7 protein-coding genes are annotated in these 25,882 nt (G+C 72.8%); all 7 read left to right on the top strand.

The window, feature by feature from the left end; genetic code table 11:
- The first annotated feature begins 243 nt into the window (after positions 1-243).
- Positions 244-1,890, top strand: coding sequence for a GMC family oxidoreductase (locus IEJ02_RS42450; RefSeq protein WP_191069663.1), 1,647 nt, complete (start codon positions 244-246; stop codon positions 1,888-1,890).
- 8 nt (positions 1,891-1,898) lie between these two features.
- On the top strand, positions 1,899-3,902 hold the full coding sequence (locus tag IEJ02_RS42455) for an oxidoreductase (protein WP_223865364.1): 2,004 nt from the start codon (positions 1,899-1,901) through the stop codon (positions 3,900-3,902).
- Positions 3,903-3,981: 79 nt separating this feature from the next.
- Positions 3,982-5,010, top strand: coding sequence for an NADP-dependent oxidoreductase (locus IEJ02_RS42460; RefSeq protein WP_191069664.1), 1,029 nt, complete (start codon positions 3,982-3,984; stop codon positions 5,008-5,010).
- A gap of 93 nt (positions 5,011-5,103) precedes the next feature.
- Positions 5,104-7,209 (top strand): LysR substrate-binding domain-containing protein, encoded by a 2,106-nt coding sequence (locus IEJ02_RS42465; protein WP_191069665.1) that lies wholly within the window; start codon positions 5,104-5,106, stop codon positions 7,207-7,209.
- Between the two features lie 260 nt (positions 7,210-7,469).
- Positions 7,470-15,626 (top strand): type I polyketide synthase, encoded by an 8,157-nt coding sequence (locus tag IEJ02_RS42470; protein WP_191069666.1) that lies wholly within the window; start codon positions 7,470-7,472, stop codon positions 15,624-15,626.
- 21 nt (positions 15,627-15,647) lie between these two features.
- Positions 15,648-24,074, top strand: a complete 8,427-nt coding sequence (locus IEJ02_RS49435; protein WP_223865365.1) for a type I polyketide synthase — start codon at positions 15,648-15,650, stop codon at positions 24,072-24,074.
- Between the two features lie 103 nt (positions 24,075-24,177).
- Positions 24,178-25,882 (top strand): type I polyketide synthase (locus IEJ02_RS42495; protein ID WP_191069667.1); only part of this gene is annotated, 1,705 nt, incomplete at its 3' end.

The following is a 25,882-nucleotide window of genomic DNA, read 5'->3' on the forward strand; positions in this document are numbered from 1 at the left end:
GAGCCTTGCCGCTCTTCCGTTCGGGGCAGTACGCTCTCCGCAGAATTGAAGTTAGTTCAATCTCTGTCTTGGGTGGGCGATCCGGCGCCCGGGTCGCCGTGGGACGACGACCCTTACGGCTGTCCGACCCGACCGACCACGCGCAGCGTCGCACCAAGGGGAGCCGCGCATGTCCACCCAGTTGACGGATCCTTCGCTCGACGAGGTGACGATGTCCAGCGTGTGGATGGAGGTGGGGGCACCATGACGCCGACAGTGGAGGCCGACTGGGCGGTCGTCGGTGGTGGCAGTGCCGGGAGCGTGCTGGCGGCGCGTCTGAGCGAGGATCCGGCCAGCGAGGTCGTGCTGCTGGAGGCGGGGCGCGACTGGCGGTCCGCCGACGCTCCACCGCAGTTGCGCAGTATGAACGGCTGGCGGGCGTTGGACGGGACGGCCTGCGCGGAGTTCCAGTGGCCGGGTCTTACGTCACGGCGCAGCCGCGCCCAGGCGCCGCGGCCGCATGTGCGCGGACGGGGTCTCGGCGGATCGTCGTCGGTCAACGGCATGATCGCCTTGCGGGCCATGCCGGACGACTACGACCGGTGGGCGGCGTACGGCTGTCCCGGCTGGTCGTACGCGGACATGCTGACGTACCTGCGACGCATGGAGAGCGACGCGGACTTCGGTGACCGCCCTCACCACGGCGATCACGGACCCATACCGGTGCAGCGGCTCGGCCGCGAGGACTGGGGCCCTGCCGACCACGCGCTCGCCGAGGCCGCGCTGGGACATGGCCATGCCTGGTGTGACGACCACAACGGGCCGGCGGGGACCGGCGTCTCGCCGTACGCCATCAGCTCCCGCGACGGTGCGCGGGTCACGACCAACGACGGTTACCTCGAGCCGGCCCGACAGCGCCCCAACCTGCGAGTGTTCGGCTGCGCGACGGTGGACACGGTGCTCGTCGAGGGCGGCAGGGCCGTTGGGGTGCGGCTGCGCCGGGGGAACGACTGGACGGAAGTCCGTGCCCAGCACGTTGTCCTCTGCGCCGGAGCGGTGCACTCTCCGGCGATCCTGCTGCGGTCCGGTATCGGGCCGGACGGCCCGGTGGCGGCGCTCCCGGTCGGTGAGGGGATGCAGGAACATCCTCTGGCGCTGTTCTGGCTGTACGCCCGGCCCGGGAGGCATCCCGATGTCGATGCCCGGCAGACCAACTGCTGTCTGCGCTACTCCTCCGGACTGGAGGGAGCGGGTGAGAACGACATGATGATCGCCTCGATCAACCAGACGCTCGCCCTGCCGGACCCCGGCGACTCGCATCTCGTCGCGGAAGGCACCGGCGGAACCTGGGGCGGCGCAGGCGGCGGCCACACCGCGGGCGGTCCCGGCCTGCTCTGTCTCTGGGCGAACCAGCAGTTCTCGCGCGGCGTGCTGCGCCTGGCCTCCGCGGACCCCGATGTGCATCCGGTGATGGACCAGGATCTGCTGAGCCACCCCGCGGACCTCGTCCGGATGCGTGACGGCGTCAAACACTGCGTGGAGTTGCTGCGCAGCGGACCGTTCGACACCGCCTTCGAACACATCGCCATCGACATCGCCGGCCGGGGCCTCGACGCGCTGTCCGACGACGCGACGGTCGACCGCTGGCTGATGGAGACCATCGGCGACACCGGCCACATCTGCGGAACCTGCCGCATGGGCGCGCCCGACGACCCTCGTGCGGTGGTCGATCCGTCCGGCCGCGTCATCGGCGTCGACGGACTCTGGGTCGCCGACGCCTCCGTGTTCCCGGAAGTGCCGCGGGCCAACACGAACCTGCCGACCATCGCTGCCGCGGAACGGCTGTCGGACCTCATCCGCGGGCGCCTGGCCGGTCCCATCGCGGGCGAGAGCGCCGTCACCCCAGCGTAGTCACGATCATGACCGATGCCGGAGGGCCCATGGCCGCCTCACCTCTTCCCTTGGCCGCCGCGCCGCTGGTCATCGGTTCGTCGACGCTGCGGAACCGGCTGGTCGCCACCGCCCATGCCAGCGGTTTCATACGGGACGGGCTGCCGGTTGGCGGCGACGCCGAGTACTGGGGCCGTCTGGCGGCCGGTGGCGCGGCGCTGCTGGTCTGCGGCGGTACGACGGTGGCACCGGAGTCCGCGCCGCGGCAGGGGAACATCCTTCAGCTCCACCGTCCGGAGGCGGTCGAGCCGCTGCGGGAGCGGGTGGACGCCATGCACGCCGAAGGCGCTGTCGCCGTCTGCCAGCTTGTTCACCTCGGCCGGGAGACGCTCGGCGCGCAGTCGTACTACGCCCCGGTCGCTCCCTCGGCCGTGCGCTCTCCCCGTGAGCCGACGGCGCCGCGTGCCCTGCTCGGCGGCGAGATCGACGAGGTGGTGGAGGCGTTCCGGGTATCGTCCGCCCACGCCTTGGAGGCGGGGTTCGACGGCATCGAATTGCATGCCGCGCACGGCTATCTGCTGGAGCAGTTCCTCTCGCCGCGCACGAACCCACGCGATGACGGGCTCGAGGTACTGGCGCGGGTGATCGCCGCGATTCGCGGGCTGTCGGCGGACGCGTTGCTGGGCATCCGTTTCAGCGTCGACGCCTCGGAGGACGTGGCGCTGAGGCCGGACGAGCTGGCCGAGCTGCTGCCCGCCGTCGATCCGCTGGTCGACTATGTCAACGTCACCGTCGGGGTGCGGACCACGTACGTCCGTGACATGGCCACCGAAAAACCGCCGGTGCTGGACGATCTGGCCCGTCTGCGGCCACTTGTCACCCGGCCGCTCGTGGCGTCCCATGCCTTCCGTACCGCGGCCTCGATCGGCGACGCCCTGGCGGCCGGAGCCGACCTGGTGGGGATGGCGCGCGCGCTCATCGCCGACCCGGACCTGCCGCGCAAGGTGCTCACCGGCCGTGCGGCGGAGGTCCGGCCCTGCGTGGCCTGCAACGAGGACTGCCGGACGTTCGACCCAGTGCTGCTGTGCGTGGTCAACCCGGACCTCGCGCCGCCCGGCGAACCGCGTCGGCCCGCCGCACCGCTGGTGCGCGCGTGGGATCCGGCACGCGTCACCGGAGAGCGCGTCGCCGTCGTGGGGGCGGGACCCGCGGGCCTGGAGTGCGCGCTGAGTCTCGCCCACGCCGGGGTGGCGGACGTCGTCCTCTACGAGGCCGCCGACCGGCTGGGCGGACAGCTCGCCACGGCAGCCCTGGCGCCCCATCGCGCCGGTTGGGCCGCGCTGCTCGGCTTCTACGAACGGGGGCTGTCCGCCGCGAGTGTCGAGGTACGTCTGGGGCAGACCGCGGAGCCGGGCGCCGAACTCGAAGGATTCGACGCCGTGGTGCTGGCCACGGGCGCGGTGGAGACATCGCCGCTGCTGGAAGCCGGTGCCATGGCCTCGTCGGTCGCGCTGGCGCGGGGAGTTCCGTCGCTGGCCGGTGCCGCGCATGTGGTCGTGGCCGACGACGGGTTCGGCTGGTGGCCGGGGTGCGATGTCGCAGAACTGGCCGTTGCCGCAGGAGTTCCCCGCATCACCTTCGTCACGCCGGGAACGGCCTTCGCCGGGGCGATCCCGCCCGAGAGCCGCGTCCAGTTGCTGGAACGTCTGTCGGGCACCTGCGAACTTGAGATCCTGCCGCTGTGCACGGCGACCGGCATCAGCCCCGACGGCGTCACCGTCGCTCACCGCACCTCCGGAGGGGCCACCACCGTGCCCGCGGACCGGGTCGTCGTGGTGGGGGAGCGCCGTCCGCGCGGCGCCCTGGACTACGCCGTCCCCCTGGTACTGACGGTTGGCGACGCCGTGGTTCCGCGACGTGTGGCGCACGCGATCGCCGAGGGGCGGGAGGCCGCCGTCAGAATCGCCACCGCGGTACGACACCGTATGCCGCACGGACGCGCTCAACCATTGCGCCCGATCCAACCAAACTGATATTGGTTCAATATGGCTCGACCTATGCGCTTGAACGAACCGGACTACGTCTCATGACGCCCGTCACGGTGGTACCGGCATGATGCGGACCGGACGGGAGATCCGGGTCAGGACGTACCCGGCCGGCAGCGTCAGCCCGGACGACTTCGAGGTGGTCGAGGTCGCTGTGGACCGGCCCGGGCCGGGGCAGGTGCTCGTACGCAACACGTGGACATCGGTGGACCCCGGCCTTCGGCTGCGGCTACGTCCCGACGCGCCCTCCGGCTATTTCACCGCCTTCGCTCTCGGCCGCGCCATGGACGGCATCATGACAGTGGGGGAGGTGGTGGAGTCCCGGGCCGAGGGCTTCGCCCCGGGCGACGTGGTGTGGCACGCCCAGGGCTGGCGCGAGTACGCCGTCGTGGACGCGGGTGCCGAGCAGCTCGGCGGACTCGGCACCCTGACACGCCTGGACGTCGATGAATGCGAGCCGCAGTGGTATCTCGGCCCCCTGGGCGGTATGGGTTTGACGGCCTACGCCGGTCTGTACGTCGTTGACGCGCTACGAGGTGGGGAAACGGTCTGGGTCTCGGCGGCTGCGGGGGCGGTGGGCAGCTTGGCCGTGCAGATCGCACGGCTCACGGGCAACCGGGTAGTCGCCAGCGCGGGCACCGACGACAAGGTCGACTGGCTGCGCGACCGCTTGGGCGCCGACGCCTTCAACTACCGGGCGGGGAACATCGAGGCGAGGCTGGGCGACATCGCGCCCGACGGAATCGACGTCTATTTCGACTCCGTCGGGGGGACCCACCTCGAGGCCGCCCTGTCGCAGCTGAGGAGGGGTGGGCGCGTAGCGATGTGTGGCTCGATCTCGGAGTACGAGTCCGGCTCGGCCGGGCCGCGGAACCTGTTCCTCGCGGTGTCCAAGGACCTGACCCTTCGTGGGTTTCGCGGGAGCAGCAACCTGCATCTCATGGGGCAGATGCGGCGCCGGATGACCGAGTGGCTTCGCAGCGGCGAGCTGGATTATCGCGAGACGGTTTTCGCGGGTCTGCAGTCGGCTCCGCATGCGCTGACGGAGATGATCGCCGGCCGAACGGCTGGAAAGACGCTCGTCAGCCTCGGCTGACTCGATGCATGAGGTGTGCTGTGCCAGCGGTGGATGAAGGGTTCCGCATATCCTGCCGCACACCCCCAGCTGTCTGAGAAGGACTCCTCGGTCATGAACACCACCCCCCGTATCGCCATCGTCGGCGGTGGCCCAGGCGGCCTCACCCTCGCGCGCATTCTTCAGGCCAACGGCATCGACGCGGTCGTGTACGAGCGCGAGTCCGCCGACGCCGCCTGCGGTCAGGGCGGCGCCCTCGACCTGCACCCCGAGCTCGGCCTGCACGCACTGCGCGAGGCGGGGCTGGAGAACGACTTCTGGGCCCGGGCCCGCCCCAGGGGTCTGGATGTGAAGATCCTCGGCAAGGACGCCACGGTCCAACCCCAGGACGTCACCCCCGAAGGGGACACGGGCCGGCCGGAGATCGATCGCCGCGCCCTGCGCGACATGCTCCTCGACGGCCTGCCCCCCGACAGCGTTCGCTGGGGCCACACCCTCGGAACCGTCACCGCCCTGGAGGGCGGCCGCCACGAACTCCACTTCGAGGGCGGTGCGGTGGAGACCTGCGACCTGCTCATCGGAGCGGACGGCATCTGGTCCCGTGTCCGTCCGACGTTCACCGATGCCGAGCCCGTGTACGCCGGGATCAGCTGCATCGAGATCGGTGTCCCCGAGGCCCACCGCACCCAGCCGGCGCTGGCCGCGCTCGTGGGCCGCGGCACCATGTTCGCGCTCCAGGAGGACAAGGGCCTGATGGCGCAGCGCGCCGCCGATGGCCGCCTGCGCATCCACATCGCCTTCCGCGTTCCCGAGGACTGGCTGACCACGAACGGCATCCCCTACGACCGGCCCGAGCGGGCCCGCGCCGCGATCCTGGAGCACTTCACCGACTGGGCCCCGCAACTGACGGACCTCGTCCGCCACTGCGATGACACGATGGTGCCCCGACGCCTCTACGGCCTTCCCGCCGGCACCAGTTGGCCGACCACACCGGGCCGCACTCTGCTGGGTGACGCCGCCCACGGCATGGTGTCGTTCTGCTGGGGCGTCAATCTCGCCATGCGGGATGCCGCCGACCTTGCCCGAGCCGTCATCGGGGCCGGTGACGACCTCACGGCGGCGATCGCCGGGTACGAGAAGACCATGCGTGAGCGTGCGGCGGCCATGGTCGAGGAGCTGGAGGAAATCACCGATGAGGGGACCGTTCCGCACCACGTACGGAATCTCGGCGACTTCTTCCGGCGGATGGCCGCCCATGGGCGGAGGGGGAGCCGGCCGGCGTCCTCGGCCGAGCGGAGCCTGCCGCCCGTCGTGGCGGATCGGCCCACCAAGATTGACCTGAACCTTCTGATCCCGCTGAGCGCGCTCCTTTCGGAACGGAGTGTCACCAGGGCCGCCGAGCGGATATCCGTCAGCCAGCCCGCGATGAGCACGGCACTCGCGAAGCTGCGGCGGCACTTCAACGATCCGCTGCTGGTCAGGGCCGGGCGGGCGATGGTCCTCAGCCCGCTCGCGGAGTCGCTGGTCAACCCGGTCAAGGAGCTCCTGGGCGGGATGTACGGGGTCCTGGACCGTACGGAGGAGTTCGATCCGGCCACCAGCGCCCGAACCTTCAACCTGATCGCCGATGACTACGTGACCATAGTGATGCTGCGTCCGTTGCTCAGCGAGCTCAGCGAGGTGGCCCCTGATGTGCGGGTCAGCGTCACCGGAGTGCACACCGGCATGTTCGACCGATTACGCCGTGGCCAGTCCGACCTGCTGATCTGGCCGCCGAACGTGCTGGCCGACGAGCTGACGTCGTTCTCCCGCGGCGATCTGCCCCCGGACGAGCTGGTCGCCGTCGTCGACGGTGACCATCCCGACGTGGGCCCGAGCCTGAGCCGGGAGGAACTGGCCGACCTGCCCGGTATCGGGATCGGCTCGCAGGCCACGCCGTCGTCGGGCGTCACCTTCGGCGAAGGCGGCCTGTCCGGCCGGACAGTGGCGATGAGCGACACCTTCGTCGGCGCTGCCTGCCTTGTGTCCGGCACCCGGATGGTCGCGGTGATTCCCCGGCGGCTCTTCGAGCGGCTGGGGCATGCGATGGGCCTGCGGGCGGTGCCCCTGGAGCCGGTGGGGGAGCTGACGGAAGCGATGTACTGGGACCCCAGGCACACCGCGGATCCGGCGCACCGCTGGCTGCGCGAGCGTATCCAGGAGATGGCGGCACGGTTGTGACCCCGCGCTCCATGTGCGCGGATGTGGGCTGTTTGTATGATACGTCCGGTATCCCTGGCGCGGATGGCCATGATCGATGCCAGTTGCCTTCCGGGCGATCAGTGAACTGATTAGCGTCTCGGGTCAAGGCAGCGAAAACCTGTCGCTGCCACTGACTCGGCGATGGATCTGGTTTCGCCCAGCGGCATTCCGCTCGCATGGGAAGCATTTTCCGGACGACATCCTCTCGCCGCTTGTCCTGATCTCGCGGGGAGGAAAGGTTGGCCGGGTCCGTCGTGCCCTCCACGGGCGCTCATGCGTCGGTGCCGATCGCGATCACAGGTATCGCCTGCCGTCTCCCCGGTGGCCGGAACCCGGAGGAATTCTGGCGGCTGCTCCATGCCGGGCGGGATGCGGTCGACGGGACCGCGCACGGGCGCTGGAGCGCCGAAGAAGCCGTCGAGTCAGGCGGCTTCCTCTCCGAAGTGGGCCATTTCGACGCCGAGTTCGCCGGAGTCACCGCGGCCGAGGCGGCCGCGATGGATCCACAGCAGCGGCTCGCGCTCGAACTGGCCTGGGAGGCGATGGAGTCCGCACGGTTCGTGGCGGACCCCCTTCGCGACAGCCGCTCGGGTGTGTATCTGGGGGTCTCGTCCGACGACTGGTCCGCCCTCACCCGCGCCCGCCGCACGGCGGAGGACCGCTACACCCTGACGGGCACCCACCGCTCCATGATCGCCAACCGGGTGTCGCACCTGCTGCGGCTGGGCGGCCCGAGCATCACCGTCGACTCGGGGCAGTCCTCCTCCCTCGTGGCGGTGCACCTGGCCTGTGACAGCATCCGCCGCGGTGAGGTCGACCACGCCTTCGTCGGCGGGGTCAACCTCAACCTCGCCCCGGCCTCCGCGCGGGCGGTCGACGCGCTCGGCGTCCTCTCCCCGGACGGCCGCTGCTACACCTTCGACGAACGGGCGAACGGCTATGTGCGCGGCGAGGGCGGCGTCATGATCGTGCTCCGGCCGCTCGCCGACGCGCTGCTGGACGGGAACCGCGTGCACGGCGTGATCCTCGGCAGCGCCGTCAACAACGACGGCGCCGGTCAGGCGAATCTGACCACACCGGATCCCGCGATACAGACCGATGTGCTGCGCGCCGCCTACCGGGCCGCGGGTGTCGCACCCGATGCGGTGCAGTACGTCGAGCTGCACGGCACCGGGACCAGGGCCGGTGACCCGGCCGAGGCGGCCGCGCTGGGAGCGGCACTCGGCTCCGGACGGCCGGAGGGCACGCCCTTACGGGTCGGCTCGGTGAAGACCAACATCGGTCACCTCGAAGGCGCGGCCGGAATCGCCGGGCTGCTCAAGGTGGTACTGGCCCTCACCCACCGCCGGCTGCCCGCGAGCCTGAACTTCGCCCGGCCCAACCCCGCGATCCCGCTGTCCGAGCTGAACCTGCGGGTACAGACCGAGACCACCGCATGGCCGGACGAGGACCGGACGCTGCTGGCGGGGGTCAGCTCCTTCGGCATCGGGGGCACCAACTGCCACGTCGTGCTCGCCGAGCCGCCCTCCGTCGAGCCGCCGCCGCCCGCCGAATCCCCCGTGGTGACGCCGTGGGTCCTGTCCGCCCGCAGCCGACAGGCGCTGCGCGGTCAGGCGGAACGCCTCCTCGACCACCTGGACCGCCACGATCCGTCGCCCGCCGACGTCGGATACTCGCTGGCCACCACGCGCACGCCCCTCGAACACCGCGCCGTGGTCTTCGACCGGGAGGAGCTGGTGGCACTCCGGGAGCAGCGGCCGGGACCCGCGCTCGGAACGGCGCGGGAACCGGGGCGGACCGTCTTCGTGTTTCCCGGTCAGGGCTCCCAGTGGTCCGGTATGGGACTGGCACTGCTGGAGGAGTCGGCGGTGTTCGCCGCGCGGATGCGCGCATGCGCACGGGCGCTGTCCCCGTTCGTCGACTGGGATCTGTTCGACGTCCTGCGCGAACCGATGACCGGTGACGATGTCGTGCAGCCGGCCACCTTCGCGGTCATGGTGTCGCTGGCCGAACTGTGGCGCTCCCACGGAGTGCGGCCGGACGCGGTGATCGGGCATTCGCAGGGCGAGATCGCCGCCGCTGTCGTCGCCGGAGCGCTCAGCCTCGAGGACGCCGCACGTGTCGTGGTGTCGCGCAGCAGGGTTGTCGAGGCGATCAAGGACCGTGGCCGCATGGGCCTGATCGCCCTGCCCGCGGCCGAGGTCGAGCCGTTGCTGCCGCGGGGTGTCACGATCGGTGCGGTCAACGGCCCACGTTCGGTCGTGGTGTCCGGCGACACCGAGCCGGTGCGGGAACTTCTGGAGTCCCTGTCGGCCCGGGGAGTGTGGGTGCGCACGGTGCCGATCGCGTACGCCTCGCACTCCCCGCACGTGGCGGACATCCGGTCGGCACTTCTCGATGAGCTGGCCGCCGTCCGCCCCACCCGCTCCGTGGTCCCGATGCTCTCCACCGTCACCGGGGGCTGGGCCGACGGCATCGAACTCGACGCCGGCTACTGGTACCGCAACCTGCGGGAGACCGTGCGGTTCGAAGCCGGTGTCCGGGCGCTGGAAGCCGAGGGCTTCACCGGGTTCATCGAGTGCAGCCCGCACCCGGCCCTGGTCATGCCGGTCCAGGAGAGCGTCGGGTCCGAGGCCGTCGTCGTGGGTTCGCTGCGCCGTGACGACGGCGGCATCGGGCGCTTTCTGCGGTCGGTCGCCGAGGCCCATGTGCGGGGAATGGAGGTGGACTTCCGGCCCGCCTTCCCGGGCGGCCGGCCGGTGGATCTGCCCACCTACGCGTTCCAGCGCAGCAGGTACTGGCCCGGCGAGCCGACCGATGAGTCGACTGACGAGCCGACCGGCGAGCCGGCTCACGAGTCCGCCGCGGGGGCGCCGCGGGTGTCGCGGCAGACCGCGGAGCAGCGACGTGACGCCGCGTTGCACCTGGTGCGCGAGCACGGGGCCGTTCTGCTCGACCGGGACGATCCGCGGTCGCTGGCCGTGACGGAGACATTCCGTGACCTGGGCTTCGACTCGCTGACCTCCGTCGAGCTGCGCAACAGGCTCGTCGCGGCGACCGGCGTACCGCTCTCGTCCGCCGTGCTGTACGACCATCCGACCCCCGCGGCGCTGGCCGAACACCTCGCCGACCGGTTGAGCGGTGAGCGCCCCCGGGCCGCCCGGACGGCGGTCGCCGCCATCCCGACGGCGACGGACGACCCCATCGCCGTCGTCGCCATGAGCTGCCGGCTGCCGGGCTCGGTGACCTCGCCCGAGGACCTGTGGGACCTGGTGGTGCGGGAACGCGACGCCATCAGCGGGTTCCCCACCGACCGAGGCTGGGAGATCGCCCCCGGCAGCACCGCCACCCGGCAGGGTGGATTCATCGACGGCATCGACCAGTTCGACGCGGCCTTCTTCGGCATCTCCCCGCGCGAGGCCACGGCGATGGACCCGCAGCAGCGCCTCCTGCTGGAGGGCACGTGGGAGGCGCTCGAACGGGCCGGAATCGTTCCCGAGAGCCTGCGCGCCACCGGGACCGGAGTGTTCGTCGGCGCGACGGCGCAGGACTACGGGCCGCGTCTGCACGAAACCGCGCACGGTGCCGAAGGCTTCCTGCTCACCGGCACCAGCCCGAGCGTGCTGTCCGGTCGCGTGGCCTACACACTCGGCCTGCGGGGGCCCGCCGTCACCGTGGACACCGCGTGTTCGTCCTCGCTGGTGGCCGTGCATCTCGCCGTACGGTCGCTGCAGCAGGGGGAGTGCTCGCTCGCCCTGGCCTGCGGGGTGACCGTGATGTCGTCCCCGGGCATGTTCGTGGAGTTCAGCCGCCAGGGCGGTCTCTCACCGGACGGGCGCTGCAAGGCGTTCTCCGCCGGGGCCGACGGCACCGGCTGGGCCGAAGGGCTGGGTGTGCTGGTGCTGGAGCGCCTGTCCGACGCCCGGCGCAACGGCCACGACGTTATCGCGCTGATCCGCGGCACCGCCGTGAACCAGGACGGGGCCTCCAACGGGCTCACGGCGCCCAGCGGGCCGGCGCAGGAGGAGGTCATCCGCCAGGCCATGGCCCGGGCCCGGCTGGCGCCGGACGATGTCGACGTGGTCGAGGCGCACGGCACGGGCACCGTCCTGGGCGATCCGATCGAGGCGCACGCCATTCTCGCCACCTACGGCCAGGACCGGGAACACCCCCTCCTGCTCGGCTCGCTCAAGTCGAACATCGGCCATACGCAGGCGGCCGCCGGGATCGCCGGGGTCATCAAGATGGTGCAGGCCATGCGGCACGGCATCGCGCCGAAGACCCTGCACATCACCGACCCGACCGCGCATGTGGACTGGTCGGCGGGGACGGTGCGCCCGCTGACCGAGGCCGCACCGTGGCCGTCGCGCGGCCGCCCACGCCGCGCCGCCGTCTCCTCGTTCGGCATCTCCGGGACCAACGCCCACATCGTCGTCGAGGGCGTCCCCGCGCCCGATCCCGACCGGACACCGGACAGCGGCAGCACCATGCCCCTGCTGCTGTCCGGGCACACCGGGCAGGCGGTGGTCGACCAGGCACGGCGGCTGGCCGTGGCGCTGTCCGGGGCCGCCCCGGACGACGTCGCCTTCTCGCTGGCCACCACCCGGCAGCACCGGCAGCACCGCGCGGTCGTCGTCGGCGGGGACCGCGACACGCTCATCGCGGAGCTGGACTCCCTGGAGGCCCACGACGTGTGCACGGCGACGCCCGGTGCACTCGCCTTCCTCTTCACCGGCCAGGGAAGCCAGCGCGGCCGGATGGCGGCGGAACTCCACGTGCGGTACCCGGTGTTCGCCGAGACGTTCGAGCGCGTGTGCGCCGGATTCGACGAGCACCTCGACGCCGGGCTGAAGGGCGTGGTGTTCGACGGGTCGGATCTGCTCGACCGGACCGATTACACCCAGGCGGCGCTGTTCGCGATCGAGGTCTCCCTGTTCCGGCTGGTCGAGAGCTGGGGACTGCGGCCCGACTACCTCGTCGGGCACTCGATCGGTGAGCTCGCCGCCGCGCATGTGGCCGGTGTGCTCGGCCTGGCGGACGCCGTGACGCTGGTGGCCGCGCGCGGCACGCTGATGCGGGCGCTTCCCGGCGCGGGCTGTATGGCCGCGATCGCCGCGACCGAGCAGGAGGTGCTGGCCCGGCTGCCGGGGGCGGACGGACACGTGGAGATCGCCGCCGTCAACGGGCCGCGGGCCGTGGTGATCGCCGGGGGCGAGCGGGCCGTCACCGGGCAGCTGCGCCACTGGGAGCGGCACGGCCGCCGCACCCGCAGGCTGCGGGTCGGCCACGCCTTCCACTCCGCGCACATGGAGCCCATGCTCGCCGACTTCCGCGCGGTCGCGGAGAAGCTGACCTTCCACGCACCGGCGATCCCCATCGTGTCCAATGTGACCGGCCGGGTGGCCGCCGACGGTGAGCTGTGCTCCCCGGAGTACTGGGTGCGGCAGGTGCGCGCGGCCGTGCGGTTCGGCGACGGTGTGCGGTGGCTGTACGACCACGGCGTCAGGGACTTCCTGGAGCTCGGGCCGGATGCCGTGCTGACGACGCTCGGGCCGGAGTGTGTCGACGGGGACGCGCGGTTCGTGCCCGCGTTGCGCCGCGACCGCCCGGAGGTGGCCACGCTCACCGAGGCGGTGGCAAGGCTGTACGCACACGGTGCCGCCCTCGACTGGGCAGCCGTGTTCGACGGCACCCCGGCACGCCGTACGCAGTTGCCCACCTATCCGTTCCAGCGCAGGCGCTACTGGCTGGACCGGACTCCCGGCACCGGTTCCTCGCCGGGCGCGGTCGGGCTGCGCCCGGCCGGGCACCCCCTGCTCGGCGCGCGGATCGCGCAACCCGACGGCGACGCCGTGGAGTTCACCGGTGTGCTGTCCACGCAGGCGCATCCATGGCTGGCCGACCACGTCGTGGGCGGCACCGTGCTCGTCCCGGCCACCGCCTTCCTCGAGATGGCCGTGCACGCCGGTGCAGTGACGGGCTGTCGCACCGTCGAGGAGCTGCTGATGCCGGCGCCACTCGCCCTGCCGCCGCACGAGAGCGTCGAACTCCGGGTGGGGGTGCGGGAGAAGGACGCCGACGGGCGCCGTGCGCTGAGCGTGCACTCCAGGCCGTCGGACGGCGACGCCGGGTGGACACTGCACGCGACCGCCACCCTCGTCCCCGCGTCGGCCGCCGCCCAGCCGGACTTCGATCCCCGGCCGCCGGTGTCCGCCGTCGAGTTGTCCACCCGGGACCTCTACAGCGGCCTGGCCCGGTGCGGGCTGGAGTACGGTCCGCGGTTCCGCAACGTACGCCGTGTCCGGCACGCCGACGACGAGGTGATCACCGAGGTCGAACTGGACGCGGACCTCGCGGGGCGGGCCGGCGAGTTCGCCCTCCACCCGGCACTGCTCGACGCGTGTCTGCACGGTGCCGGTGCGCTCGGCCTCTTCGACGGCGGGAAACTGCCGTTCTCCTGGCAGCGGACGGTCGTCCACGCCACCGGCGCCGCCGCCGTCCGGGTCCACATCAAACGCACCGGTGACGACACGGTGTCGCTGCGGATCACCGACACCGCCGGGCGAGCGGTCGCCGACGTCGAGGCGCTGAGTGTCCGCACCGCCGGCCCCGTGGCGCACGGCGATCCGTTCCTGAGGGTCGACTGGGCGCCGGTCGCCCCGGCGTCCATGGCCTACCGCGTCGCCGTACCGGACAACGGCGATCTCTCCCGGTGCGCGGAGGAGCGTCCGGACCTCGTGGTGGTGCCGGTGCCCTCGGAGGAGGACCCGACACTGCCCGGCGCCGCCCACGCGGCGGCCGCCGGTGTGCTGGAGCTGGTGCACTCGTGGATCGGTGACGAGCGGTTCGCCTCGGCTCGGCTGGTACTGGTGACGCGGTCGGCGGTGGCCACCCGGGAGGGGGAGGAGGTTCCGGGCCTCGCGCAGTCCCCGGTGTGGGGTCTGGTGCGGACCGCGCAGCGTGAACATCCCGGCCGGTTCGTCCTGCTCGACCTGGACGTCGACGTCGAAGCCGCGAGGGCCGTCCTGGACGTGCTCCCGCCGGACGAGCCACAGCTGGCGGTGCGCGCCGGAACACTCCTCGCGCCTCGGCTCACGCGCGGCCCCGGGCCCGCCGCCTCCCGCGGATGGAACCCCGACGGGACCGTGCTGATCACCGGCGCGTCCGGAGGGCTCGGCCGGCTGGTCGCCCGGCGGCTGCTCACCGAGCACGGCATGCGCCACCTGGTGCTGGCCGGCAGGCGGCCGGTGGACCCGGAGGAGTTCGGCCCCGGGGTCAGCTGGCGGTCCTGCGACGTCACCGACCGCGACGCGGTGGTCGCGCTGCTGGCCTCGATCCCGGCCGAGCATCCGCTCACCGCGGTGGTGCACGCGGCGGGAGCCCTGGACGACACCGTGATCTCCGGGCTGACCACCGAGCGGCTGTCATCGGTACTGCGTCCGAAGGTGGACGGGGCCTGGCACCTCCATGAGCTGACCCGGCACCTCGCCCTCGACGGGTTCGTGCTGTTCTCCTCGGCGTCCGGCGTCCTCGGTGCCGCCGGACAGGCGAACTACGCCGCCGGCAATACGTTCCTGGACGCCCTGGCCCAGCACCGAGCGGCCCACGGGCTGCCCGCCACCTCGCTCGCATGGGCCCCGTGGGAGCACACGGGCATGGCCGCCGAGCTGTCCCGTGCCGACCTCGACCGGCTGGCGGACATCGGCATGCCGACGCTGTCCACCGAGGACGGCTTGGCGCTGTTCGACACCGCGCTGCGACGGGACACCCCGCTGCTGGTGGCGGTGGGCCGGAAGCCCGGCCGGCCGCGGTCCGTGTCCGACGACCCGGGGCCACTGCCAGGTGGCCTGGTTCCGGTGGTGTCGAGGACACCTCCCGAGCCGGAGGCCTCACCGCTCGACCTGGTGCGCCGGGAACTGGCCGGCTGCCTCGGCCAGGGCCCCGACGAGCCGATCGACCTCGACCGCGGCTTCCGGGAACTGGGCGTGGACTCACTGATCGCGGTCGACCTGCGCAACCGGCTCAACCGGGTCACAGGACTCACCCTGACCCCCACGGTCGTCTTCGACCACCCCACTCCGCATCGGCTGGCCGCCCTGATCGCCCAGAAGATGCAGCCCGCCGCACCGGAGCCGGTGGACGAGGAGGCGCTGCGCAGGGCCCTGGCCACGCTGCCGGTGGCCCGTCTGCGCACCGCGGGACTGCTGGACCCCCTTCTCACGCTGGTGGCCGAGACCTCCGCCCAGGCCGCGCCCCCGTACGGCATCGACGGAGTGGCCGGTCCCGACGGGCCGGACGCCGCCGACGAGTTGGGCGGCCTCGACGAACTGGACGGCCTCGACGAGCTGGACGCGGACGACCTGGTCAGGCTCGCCCGTCGCAGCCTGGAATCCTGAGCGAGCCGGGAGACGACACCGATGAGCGAATCATCCGCTGCCGCGGTCACCGACGCGTTGCGCGACAGCCTCCGCGAGGTCCAGCGGTTGCGCAGGAAGAACCACGAGCTCACCGCCGCCGCGAGTGAGCCCCTGGCGATCGTGGGAATGAGCTGCCGCTACCCCGGTGGCGTCCGTTCGCCCGAAGACCTGTGGGATCTGGTCGAGCGGGGAGGCGACGCCGTCACCGAGTTCCCGGTCGACCGGGGCTGGCGGCTGACCGAGCTCTTCGACCCGGACCCGTCGCACCCCGGAACGTCCTACTGCGACCGGGGCGGGTTCCTGCACGACGCGGCCGGCTTCGACGCCGACTTCTTCGGCATCGGCCCGCGTGAGGCACTGGCCATGGATCCGCAGCAACGGCTGCTGCTGGAGGCGTCCTGGGAAGCGCTGGAACGCGCCGGACTCGTCCCGTCCACACTGCGCGGCAGCCGCACCGGAATCTTCGCCGGAGTGATGTACCACGACTACGGACCGCCGTTGGAACACACCGCGGGCGCGGTCGACGGGCACCGGCTGACCGGCACCACCGCCAGCGTGCTGTCCGGTCGCGTCGCCTACACCCTCGGTCTCGAGGGGCCGGCGGTCACCGTGGACACGGCGTGCTCCTCGTCGATGGTGGCGATGCACCTGGCAGCGCAGTCACTACGCGCCGGTGAGTGTTCGCTGGCGCTGGCCGCCGGTGTCACCGTCATGGCCACGCCCGGCACCTTCGTGGAGTTCTCCCGGCAGCGGGCGCTGTCCCCGGACGGCCGGTGCAAGTCCTTCGCCGAGGCGGCGGACGGCACGGGCTGGTCCGAAGGGGTCGGGGTGCTGGTGCTCGAGCGGCTGTCGGACGCGCGTCGCCACGGCCACCGGGTACTGGCCCTGGTCCGGTCGACAGCGGTCAACCAGGACGGCGCGAGCAGTGGCCTCACCGCCCCCAACGGCCCGTCGCAGGAGCGGGTGATCCGCGCCGCGCTGGCGGGCGCCGGCCTGTCCCCGGCCGATGTGCACGCCCTCGAGGCACACGGCACCGGCACCAGGCTGGGCGACCCCATCGAGGCCCAGGCCGTGCTGGCCACCTACGGACAGAACCGTGCGCACCCCCTGCTGCTCGGCTCGCTGAAGTCCAACATCGGCCACGCCCAGGCCGCGGCCGGGGTCGGTGGCGTCATCAAGATGGTGATGGCCCTCCAGCACGACCGGCTGCCGAGAACGCTGCACATCGACCGGCCCACACCGCTGGTGGACTGGGACAGCGGCGCGGTCCGGCTGCTCACCGAGCCCGCGCCCTGGCCGGACACCCGTGGCCCGCGCCGCGCCGCGGTGTCCTCGTTCGGCATCAGCGGCACCAACGCCCACGCCATCATCGAACAGGCGCCCGCGGCCGAACCGGCGGAGCCCGTGCCGGCCGCCGCGCCGCTGACCCTGACCAGCGTGCCGCTGGTGGTGTCCGGACGTACCCCGGAGGCGCTGAGGGCGCAGTCCGGCCGGCTGTCGGCGGCGTTGACCGACGACGCGGACCTCACCGCGTTCGGCGCCTCGCTCGCCCTCGCCAGGACCGCGTTCGAACACCGTGCCGTGCTGCTCGGCCGGTCGGCGCGGGAGCTCCGCACGGGGCTGGCCGCACTGGCCCGCGACGAGCCCGACTCCACCGTCACACGCGCCACGGCGGGCCCACGCAAGATCGTGTTCGTCTTCCCGGGGCAGGGCCCGCAATGGGCGGGGATGGCGGTGGACCTGCTGGGCACCTCGCCGGTCTTCGCCCGGGCCATGGCCGACTGCGAGCGCGCACTGGCCCCCCACGTGGACTTCGCGCTCATCGACGTGGTGCGTTCCGGGGAGTTCGACCGGACCGAGGTCCTGCAGCCGGTCCTGTTCGCGGTGATGGTCTCGCTGGCAGCGCTGTGGAAGTCCGTCGGGGTGGTGCCGGACGCGGTGATCGGCCACTCACAGGGCGAGATGGCCGCCGCGGTCGTCGCGGGCGCCCTGTCCCTGGAGGACGCCGCCCGCGCGGTCGCGCTGCGCAGCAAGGCCATCGCCGAGGGCCTGTCCGGCCGCGGCGGCATGCTCTCGGTCAACCTGCCCCTGGACGAGGTCCGGTCCCGCCTGGAGGGCCTGGAGCGGGTGAGCGTGGCCGCGCTCAACGGCCCCACGTCCACCGTGGTCGCGGGCGATCTCCCCGCCCTCGCCCGGCTGGAGTCCGCCCTGTCGGAGGAGGGCGTCTGGTCGCGGCGGGTGCCCATCGACTACCCGTCCCACTCCGCCCACGTCGAGTCGATCCGGGAGCGGGTGGTGGAACTGCTCGCCCCGGTCCGGCCCACCGCCACGTCCACGGCGTTCATGTCCACCGTGACCGGGGACTGGATCGACCCGGCCGAGCTCACCGGGGAGTACTGGTACCGCAACCTTCGCAGCCCCATCCAGTTCGAACCGGCCACCCGGGCGCTGCTGGCCGCCGGCTTCGACACCTTCGTGGAGTGCAGCCCGCACCCGGTGCTGCTGGTCGGCGTCCAGGAGACCGTCGACGAACTCGGTGCCGGGGCGGCGGTCCAGGGCACCCTCCGGCGGGAGCGCAACGAGTCCGACTGCTTCCTCGGCTCGCTGTCCGCCCTGCACGCGCACGGCGTCGCGGTCGACTGGGCCACGGTGTTCGCCGGGGCCGGACACGGACACCTCGAGCTGCCGACGTACGCCTTCCAGCACCGCCCTTACTGGCTGCCGAGCGGCGGCGCGGCGGATGTGCGGACCGCGGGCATGACGGCCGTGGACCACCCGCTGCTGGGCGCCGCGGTGCGCCTGGCGGACCAGGGTGACACCGTGTTCACCGGTGTGCTGTCCGCCGGTGCGCATCCGTGGCTGGCCGATCCCGCCGGTGTGGATGCCGCACTGCTGGAACTGGTGGTGCACACCGCGGCCGAGGCCGGCTTCGACCGGGTCGACGCCCTGCGCCAGGTGACCCCGCCACGGTTGCCCGACTCCGGGGTGCTCCGGGTGCAGGTGCGCGTGGGCGCCGACGGCACCATCGACGTGTTCTCGCAGCCGGACGAGGAGACCCCGTGGACCCGCAACGCGACGGCGAGCGCCGTCGTCGCGCCCCCGGACACCGGGGCCGGTCTCACCCGGTGGCCACCGGCCGACGCCGAAGCGGTGAGCCTCCCGGACGGCTCGTCCCCCCTGCTGGAGCGGGTCTGGCGCGCCGGGGGAGAGCTGTTCGCGGAGGCCGCTCTGGGGCAGGGGAGCGAGGCGGAACCGTACGGTCTGCACCCGGAACTCGTCGGTGCGGCGCTGAGCCTGATGGCGGCCGAGGACGAGACCCCCGTCCAGTGGCACGGAGTACGTCTGCACGCCGCCGGTGCCGCATCGGTCCGCGTCCATCTGCTGCCGCTCGGCGAGCACACCTACGCGCTGCGGATCACGGACGGTGCCGGTCAGCCCGTGTACACCGTCGAGTCCGTGACGCTCGCGGCGGTGGACACCGCGCGGGCCCGGCACCACGCGCCGCTCCACCGACTTACGTGGACGGTCACTCGGCTGCCCGTGGCGGAAGCGGGCCGCTGGGCCCTGGACGGTGAGGACGAGCACGGGCTCCGCGCCGTCCACGCCGGTATCGAGCTCCCGCCCACGGCGGACGGGCAGGCGGACGTGGTGCTCGCCGCCTTCGGACCCGGACACGAAGAGCCCGGCCACGAAGAGGACATCGCCGCAAGGGCGCAGGAGGCCACCTCACGGGCGCTGAACCTCCTCCGGACGTGGCTCGCCGAGGAACACCCCGCCGGCGCGCGCCTGGTCTTCCTCACCCGCCGGGCCGTGTACGGCAGCACCGAACTCCGGGACACCGCCCAGGCCGTGGTGTGGGGGCTGGTACGCACCGCCCAGACCGAACACCCGGACCAGTTCGTCCTCGTCGACCTCGACGGCACCGAAGCGTCGCTGCGCGCACTGCCGGGCGCGCTCGCCTCGAACGAGCCGCAGATCGTCCTCAGCGAGGGGAGGGCCCGCGTACCACGGCTCGTCGCCGCGCCCGCCGTGGACGGCACCCCGCCGACCCTCACCGGGACCGCGCTGATCACGGGCGGAACCGGTGCGCTGGGATCCCTCGCCGCACGCCACCTCGTCGCCGAACACGGGGTACGGCACCTGCTGCTGACCGGCCGTCGTGGTGCGGCCGCCGAGGGCGCCGCCGGGCTGCGCGCCGAGCTGGAGTCCATGGGGGCCGAGGTCACCATCGCGGCCTGTGACGCCGCCGACCGCGGCGCACTCGCCGCACTGCTCGCGTCCATACCCGCCGACCGGCCGCTGACGGCCGTCGTCCATGCGGCCGGAATCGTCGACGACGCCGTCATCACCTCGATGACGGACGACCAGGTGGCACGGGTGTACCGCCCGAAGGTGCGGGCCGCGGTCAACCTCCACGAGCTCGCCACGGGTGCGGACCTGAAGGTCTTCGCGCTGTTCTCCTCGTACTCCGGCCTCGTGGGCAACGCCGGGCAGGGCGCCTACGCCGCGGCCAACGCCTTCCTCGACGCACTCGCGCAGACCCGGCGCGCACAGGGCCTTCCGGGCGTGTCGATGGCGTGGGGCCTGTGGGCCGAGCGCGGCGGTGTGACCGGACATCTCGCCGAAGGGGACCTCGCACGACTCGCCCGCGCGGGAATCGACCCGCTGACCACGGACCACGGGCTGGCCCTCTTCGACGCCGCGCTCCGCGCCGGCCACCCGGTGACGGCACCGGTGCGCCTGAACCTCTCGGCACTGCGCGCACAGGCAGGCGCCGGTACCCTGCCCGCCCTGCTGCGCGGACTGGTCAGGGCCCCGGCGCGCCGGGCCTCCGGCACCTCGGCCCAGCGGCCCTCCGCGTTGGCGGAACGGCTGCGGGAACGCCCCGAGTCGGAGCGGCCGCGGCTGCTGCTCGACGTGGTCCGTGACGAGGTGCTCACCGTCCTCGGGCACACCGAGTCCGGCTCTCCTGACCTGACCCGCCCCTTCCGTGACCTGGGGTTCGACTCGCTGGGCGCCGTCGAGCTGCGCAATCGCCTCGGTGCGCGCACGGGGCTGCGACTGCCCACCACCGTGGTCTTCGACCACCCCAGCCCGGCGGCGCTGGCCGACTATCTGCTGGCCGAACTGCTGGACGTGGCAGCCGCGTCGGCGGAAGCGCCGACGGCCGTGGCCGCCACCGGCGACCCGATCGCGATCGTGTCGATGGCCTGCCGTTTCCCCGGCGGCGTGTCCTCCCCCGAAGACCTGTGGCGGCTCCTCGACGAGGCCCGTGATGTGGTGTCGCCCTTCCCCGGGAACCGGGGCTGGGACCTGGACCGCCTGTACGACGACGACCCGGACCGGGTGGGCACCAGCTACGCCCGCACCGGCGGCTTCCTGCCCGACGCCGACCGCTTCGACGCGGCGTTCTTCGGCATCTCCCCGCGCGAGGCGCTGGGCATGGACCCGCAGCAGCGGCTCGTCCTGGAATCCGCGTGGGAGCTGTTCGAACGGGCGGGACTCGACCCGGAGGCCCAGCGCGGCAGCCGCTGCGGGGTGTTCATGGGCACCAACGGCCAGGACTACGGCACGGGGATCGCCCCCGGGGCCCTGGACGCCGAGGGCTACCTGCTCACCGGAACCGCGGCGAGCGTGCTGTCCGGGCGGCTGTCCTACACCCTGGGCCTCGAGGGGCCCGCGGTCACCATGGACACGGCGTGCTCCTCCGCGCTGGTCGCCCTGGACGCGGCGGCCAAGGCGCTGCGCGCCGGGGAGTGCACGCTCGCGGTGGCGGGCGGCGTCACCGTGATGTCCACTCCGAACGCCTTCGTCGAGTTCTCCCGGCAGCGCGGACTGGCCCCCGACGGGCGCTGCAAGGCGTTCGCCGCGGCGGCGGACGGCACCGGCTGGTCCGAGGGAGTCGGCCTGCTGCTGCTGGAACGCCTCTCCGACGCCAGGAAGAACGGCCACCAGGTGCTGGCCGTGGTCCGGGGGACGGCCGTCAACCAGGACGGCGCCTCCAACGGGCTGACCGCGCCGAACGGGACCGCACAGCAGCGCGTCATCCGGCAGGCCCTCGCCGACGCCCGGCTGGCCCCCTCCGAGGTCGACATGGTCGAGGCGCACGGCACCGGTACGGCGCTCGGCGATCCGATCGAGGCCGGGGCGCTGCTGGCCACCTACGGCCAGGACCGCGAACGCCCCCTGCTGCTGGGCTCGGTGAAGTCCAACCTGGGCCACACCCAGGCCGCCGCGGGCGCCGCCGGGGTGATCAAGGCGGTGCTGGCCATGCGGCACGGTGTCGTCCCCAGGACGCTGCACGTCGATGAGGTCACTCCGCATGTGGACTGGTCGGCGGGCGCGGTGTCCCTGGTGACCGAGCCGACGCCGTGGCCGTCGGCCGACCGGCCCCGCCGGGCCGGAGTCTCCTCGTTCGGGATCAGCGGCACCAACGCCCATGTCATCCTCGAACAGGCCCCGGCCGGGACCGCGCCCCCACCGGCGCCTCCCACGGTGTCCACCCGCGTGGTGCCGTGGGTGCTCTCCGCCCGTGGCGCGGCAGCACTGCGGGCCCAGGCCGCCCGCCTGCACTCCTGGCTGACGGACCGCCCGGACCACGACCCGGTCGATGTCGCCTGGTCACTGGCGACCGGCCGGTCGCTGATGGGGCACCGTGCGGTGCTGGTCGGCGACAGCCGCGAAGAGCTGCTGGCCGAACTGGCCCACCTCGCCGACGGCGAGCTCACCGGCGGCGCCGGCCGGGCCCGGCCACAGCGGCTCGCCATGGTGTTCTCCGGACAGGGCAGCCAGCGGCCCGGTATGGGACGGGAGTTGTACCGCGCTTTCCCGCCGTACGCGGCCGCGTTCGACGCGGTGTGTGCCGAGTTCGACCGCCACCTCGCACTGCCGTTGCGCCATGTGGTCCTCGACGCCGACGCCGAGGTCCTCGACCGCACCGAGTACACCCAACCGGCCCTGTTCGCAATGGAAACGGCCCTGTTCCGGCTGGTGGAGCACTGGGGAGTCACCCCCGATCTGCTCCTGGGCCACTCGATCGGCGAACTCACCGCGGCACACGTCGCCGGAGTCCTGTCGCTGCCCGACGCCTGCGCGCTGGTCGCCGCGCGGGGCCGGCTCATCCAGGGACGGCCCGCGGTCGGGGCGATGGCCGCGATCGAGGCATCCGAGGAGGAGATCGTGTCCGGCCTCGGCCCCGGCGTCGAACTCGCCGCCGTCAACGGGCCGTCCGCCGTGGTGATCACCGGGGACGCCGCCGAAGTCGACCGTGTCCGCGAGCACTGGCGCTCGGCCGGACGCAGAACGAGCCGGCTGCGGGTCAGCCACGCGTTCCACTCCGCTCACCTGGACGGCATGCTGGACGAGTTCCGCACCGTCGCCGAGGGCATCCGCTACCGGGCGCCGGCCGTTCCCGTGGTGTCCAACCTGACCGGCAAGGTCGCGAGCGACGAGGAGCTGTGCTCCCCGGAGTACTGGGTGCGGCAGGTGCGCGGCTGCGTCCGTTTCGCCGACGGGGTGCGCTCGGCCGAGGCCGACGGCGTCACCGCGATCCTGGAGCTCGGACCCGACAGCGTCGCCGCCGGGATGGCGGAGGACAGCGTCTCCGACCCGGGCTCGACGGTCGTCGTGTCCGCGCTGCGCCGTCACCGCGACGAGGTGTCCGCGCTGACCGGAGCGCTCGCCGAACTCTCCGTGCGAGGTGTCACCGTCGCGTGGTCCTCGGTCCTGGACGGCCGCGGAGGCGGACGCGTCGATCTGCCGACCTACGCCTTCCAGCGCGAGCGCTACTGGCCGGAGCGCGACGTGGCCGGGGGTCCCGTCGAAGCCGTGGCGGACGTGGCCGGGGGGCCCGTCGAAGCCGTGGCGACGGAGCACACCACGGACGTCCCGGAGCCAGCCGACATCGAGCCGTATGAGGTCCCGGAGCCCCTTCTCGCCGAACGGCTGGCCCCCCTGACCCGGGCCGAGCGGGCCGGTCTGCTGCTGTCGGTCGTCCGCCAGGACGTCGCGACGGTGCTGGGCCACCGCACGGTCGCCGAGGTGGAGCCCACCGTGTCGTTCGCCGAGCTGGGCATGGACTCCCTGGCCGCGGTCCGGCTGCGGAACGTGCTGGCCAGGCGAGCCGGCACCGAACTGCCCACCGCCATCACCTTCGACCATCCCAGCGCGGCGGCGCTGGCGGAGTACCTGGACACCGTCGTCCTGCCCGACGACCGGCAGCGGATCGACGCCGTGTTCCGCGGGCTCGACGACGTGGAGTCGGCCCTGCCCGCCGTACGCGCCGACCGTGCGGCGCGCTCCCGGCTCGCCGCCCGGCTGCGGAGCCTCAGCAGCCGGCTCGACGACGACCCCGGCGAGCTGGACGAGGTGGACGGCGTCCCCGACGAGGAGCTGTTCCGGCTGATCGACGAGGAATTCGAGCTGTGAACGTGTCCCTGTGCGACGGGCCGGGCGCCCGTGGCCGCGCTACCCGGGCGCCCGCCTTCGACGCCGCGCCGTCCGATGTGATTGACGAGGAGTTGGGTGTCCGATGAGTGAGCAGAAGCTCCGTGACTACTTGAACCGGGTCACCGCCGACCTCAAGCGCACCCGCCGGTCACTGCGCCGCTACGAGGCCATGGCCACCGAGCCGATCGCCATCGTCGGCATGGCCTGCCGCTACCCGGGCGGTGTACGCACCCCCGAGCAGCTGTGGGAGCTCGCCGTGTCCGAAGTGGACGCGATCACCGAGTTCCCCACCGACCGCGGCTGGGACCTGGCCTCGGTGCGGGACCGCGTGGCCACCGAGGCCAGTGGCTTCCTGCGGGACATCGACCGGTTCGACGCCGAGTTCTTCGGGATCAGCCCCCGGGAGGCGGTCGCCATGGACCCCCAGCAGCGGCTGCTGCTGGAGACCGCGTGGGAGTCGGTCGAGCGCGCGGGCATCGCACCGGACTCCCTGCGGGGCAGTGACACCGGCGTGTTCGTGGGCACCTGTGCCCAGGACTACCCGGAACTGCTGCGGGACACCGCCGACCAGGTCGAGGGCTACGTCGGCACCGGCAGCGCCGCCAGCGTCATGTCGGGCCGGATCTCGTACACGCTCGGGCTGGAAGGCCCCTCCCTGACGGTGGACACGGCATGCTCGGCGTCCCTTGTCGCGCTCCACTCGGCGGTGCGTGCGCTCCGTGCCCGGGAGTGCTCGCTGGCGCTGGCCGGAGGCGTGGTCGTGATGACCACGCTCTCGCCCTTCCTGGAGTTCACCAAACAGGGCGGCCTCGCCCCGGACGGCCGGTGCAAGTCGTTCTCCGACGACGCGGACGGCACGGCATGGTCGGAGGGGGCGGGAATGCTCGCCCTGCAACGGCTGTCCGACGCCCGGCGCGACGGCCACGAGGTGCTGGCCGTGATCCGCGGCTCCGCCATGAACTCCGACGGCGCCTCCAACGGTCTGAGCGCGCCGAACGGCACCGCACAGCAGCAGGTCATCTGGAGCGCGCTGGAGAACGCCGGGCTCGCCCCCTCCGACGTGGACGCCGTGGAGGCACACGGCACCGGCACGAGGCTGGGCGATCCGATCGAGGCCGGGGCGCTGCTGGCCACCTACGGTCAGGATCGCGAACGGCCCCTGCTGCTGGGCTCGTTGAAGTCGAACATCGGCCACTCCCAGGCGGCGGCCGGGGTCGGCGGCGTGATCAAGATGGTGGCGGCGCTGCGGACGGGAGTGCTGCCCGGTCTGCTCCACTTCTCGGCGCCGTCCTCGCGTATCGACTGGGCGTCGGGCGCGGTCACCCCGCTGGCGCACACCACCGACTGGCCGGAGACCGGCGGGCCGCGACGTGCCGGAGTGTCGTCGTTCGGGGTGTCCGGCACCAACGCGCACATCATCCTCGAGCAGGCGCCGGAGCCCGAGACGCCCGAGCGGCGACCGCTCGCGCGGGACGAGCGGGTGGTGTGGCAGCTGTCCGGCAGGAGCCTGCCCGCGCTGCGCGCCCAGGCACGGGCGCTGGTGGACCACCTGGAGTCCCGGCCGGACCTCGCCCCGGCCGACCTGGCCTACTCCCTGGCGACCACACGCACCCGGTTCGAGTACAGCGCGACCGTGGTCGGGGACCGGAAGGCCGCGTGCACCGCCTTCGAAGCCATGGCCCGTGGTGAGGAACCGGGTTCCCTCACGCTGTCCGCCGCCCGGGTCACCGACTCCCGTCCGGTGTGGGTGTTTCCGGGTCAGGGGGCGCAGTGGGTGGGGATGGCGG

Origin of the sequence: Streptomyces sp. 5-10 (genome assembly GCF_014712245.1) — a bacterium.
In the GTDB taxonomy this organism is placed as follows: Bacteria; Actinomycetota; Actinomycetes; order Streptomycetales; family Streptomycetaceae; genus Streptomyces; species Streptomyces violaceusniger.

What these genes read in the sequence shown, in the direction of transcription:
- IEJ02_RS42450 (WP_191069663.1), top strand. Translation starts at nt 244, where the DNA reads ATGACGCCGACAGTGGAGGCCGACTGGGCGGTCGTCGGTGGTGGCAGT.
- IEJ02_RS42455 (WP_223865364.1), top strand. Translation starts at nt 1,899, where the DNA reads ATGACCGATGCCGGAGGGCCCATGGCCGCCTCACCTCTTCCCTTGGCC.
- IEJ02_RS42460 (WP_191069664.1), top strand. Translation starts at nt 3,982, where the DNA reads ATGATGCGGACCGGACGGGAGATCCGGGTCAGGACGTACCCGGCCGGC.
- IEJ02_RS42465 (WP_191069665.1), top strand. Translation starts at nt 5,104, where the DNA reads ATGAACACCACCCCCCGTATCGCCATCGTCGGCGGTGGCCCAGGCGGC.
- IEJ02_RS49435 (WP_223865365.1), top strand. Translation starts at nt 15,648, where the DNA reads ATGAGCGAATCATCCGCTGCCGCGGTCACCGACGCGTTGCGCGACAGC.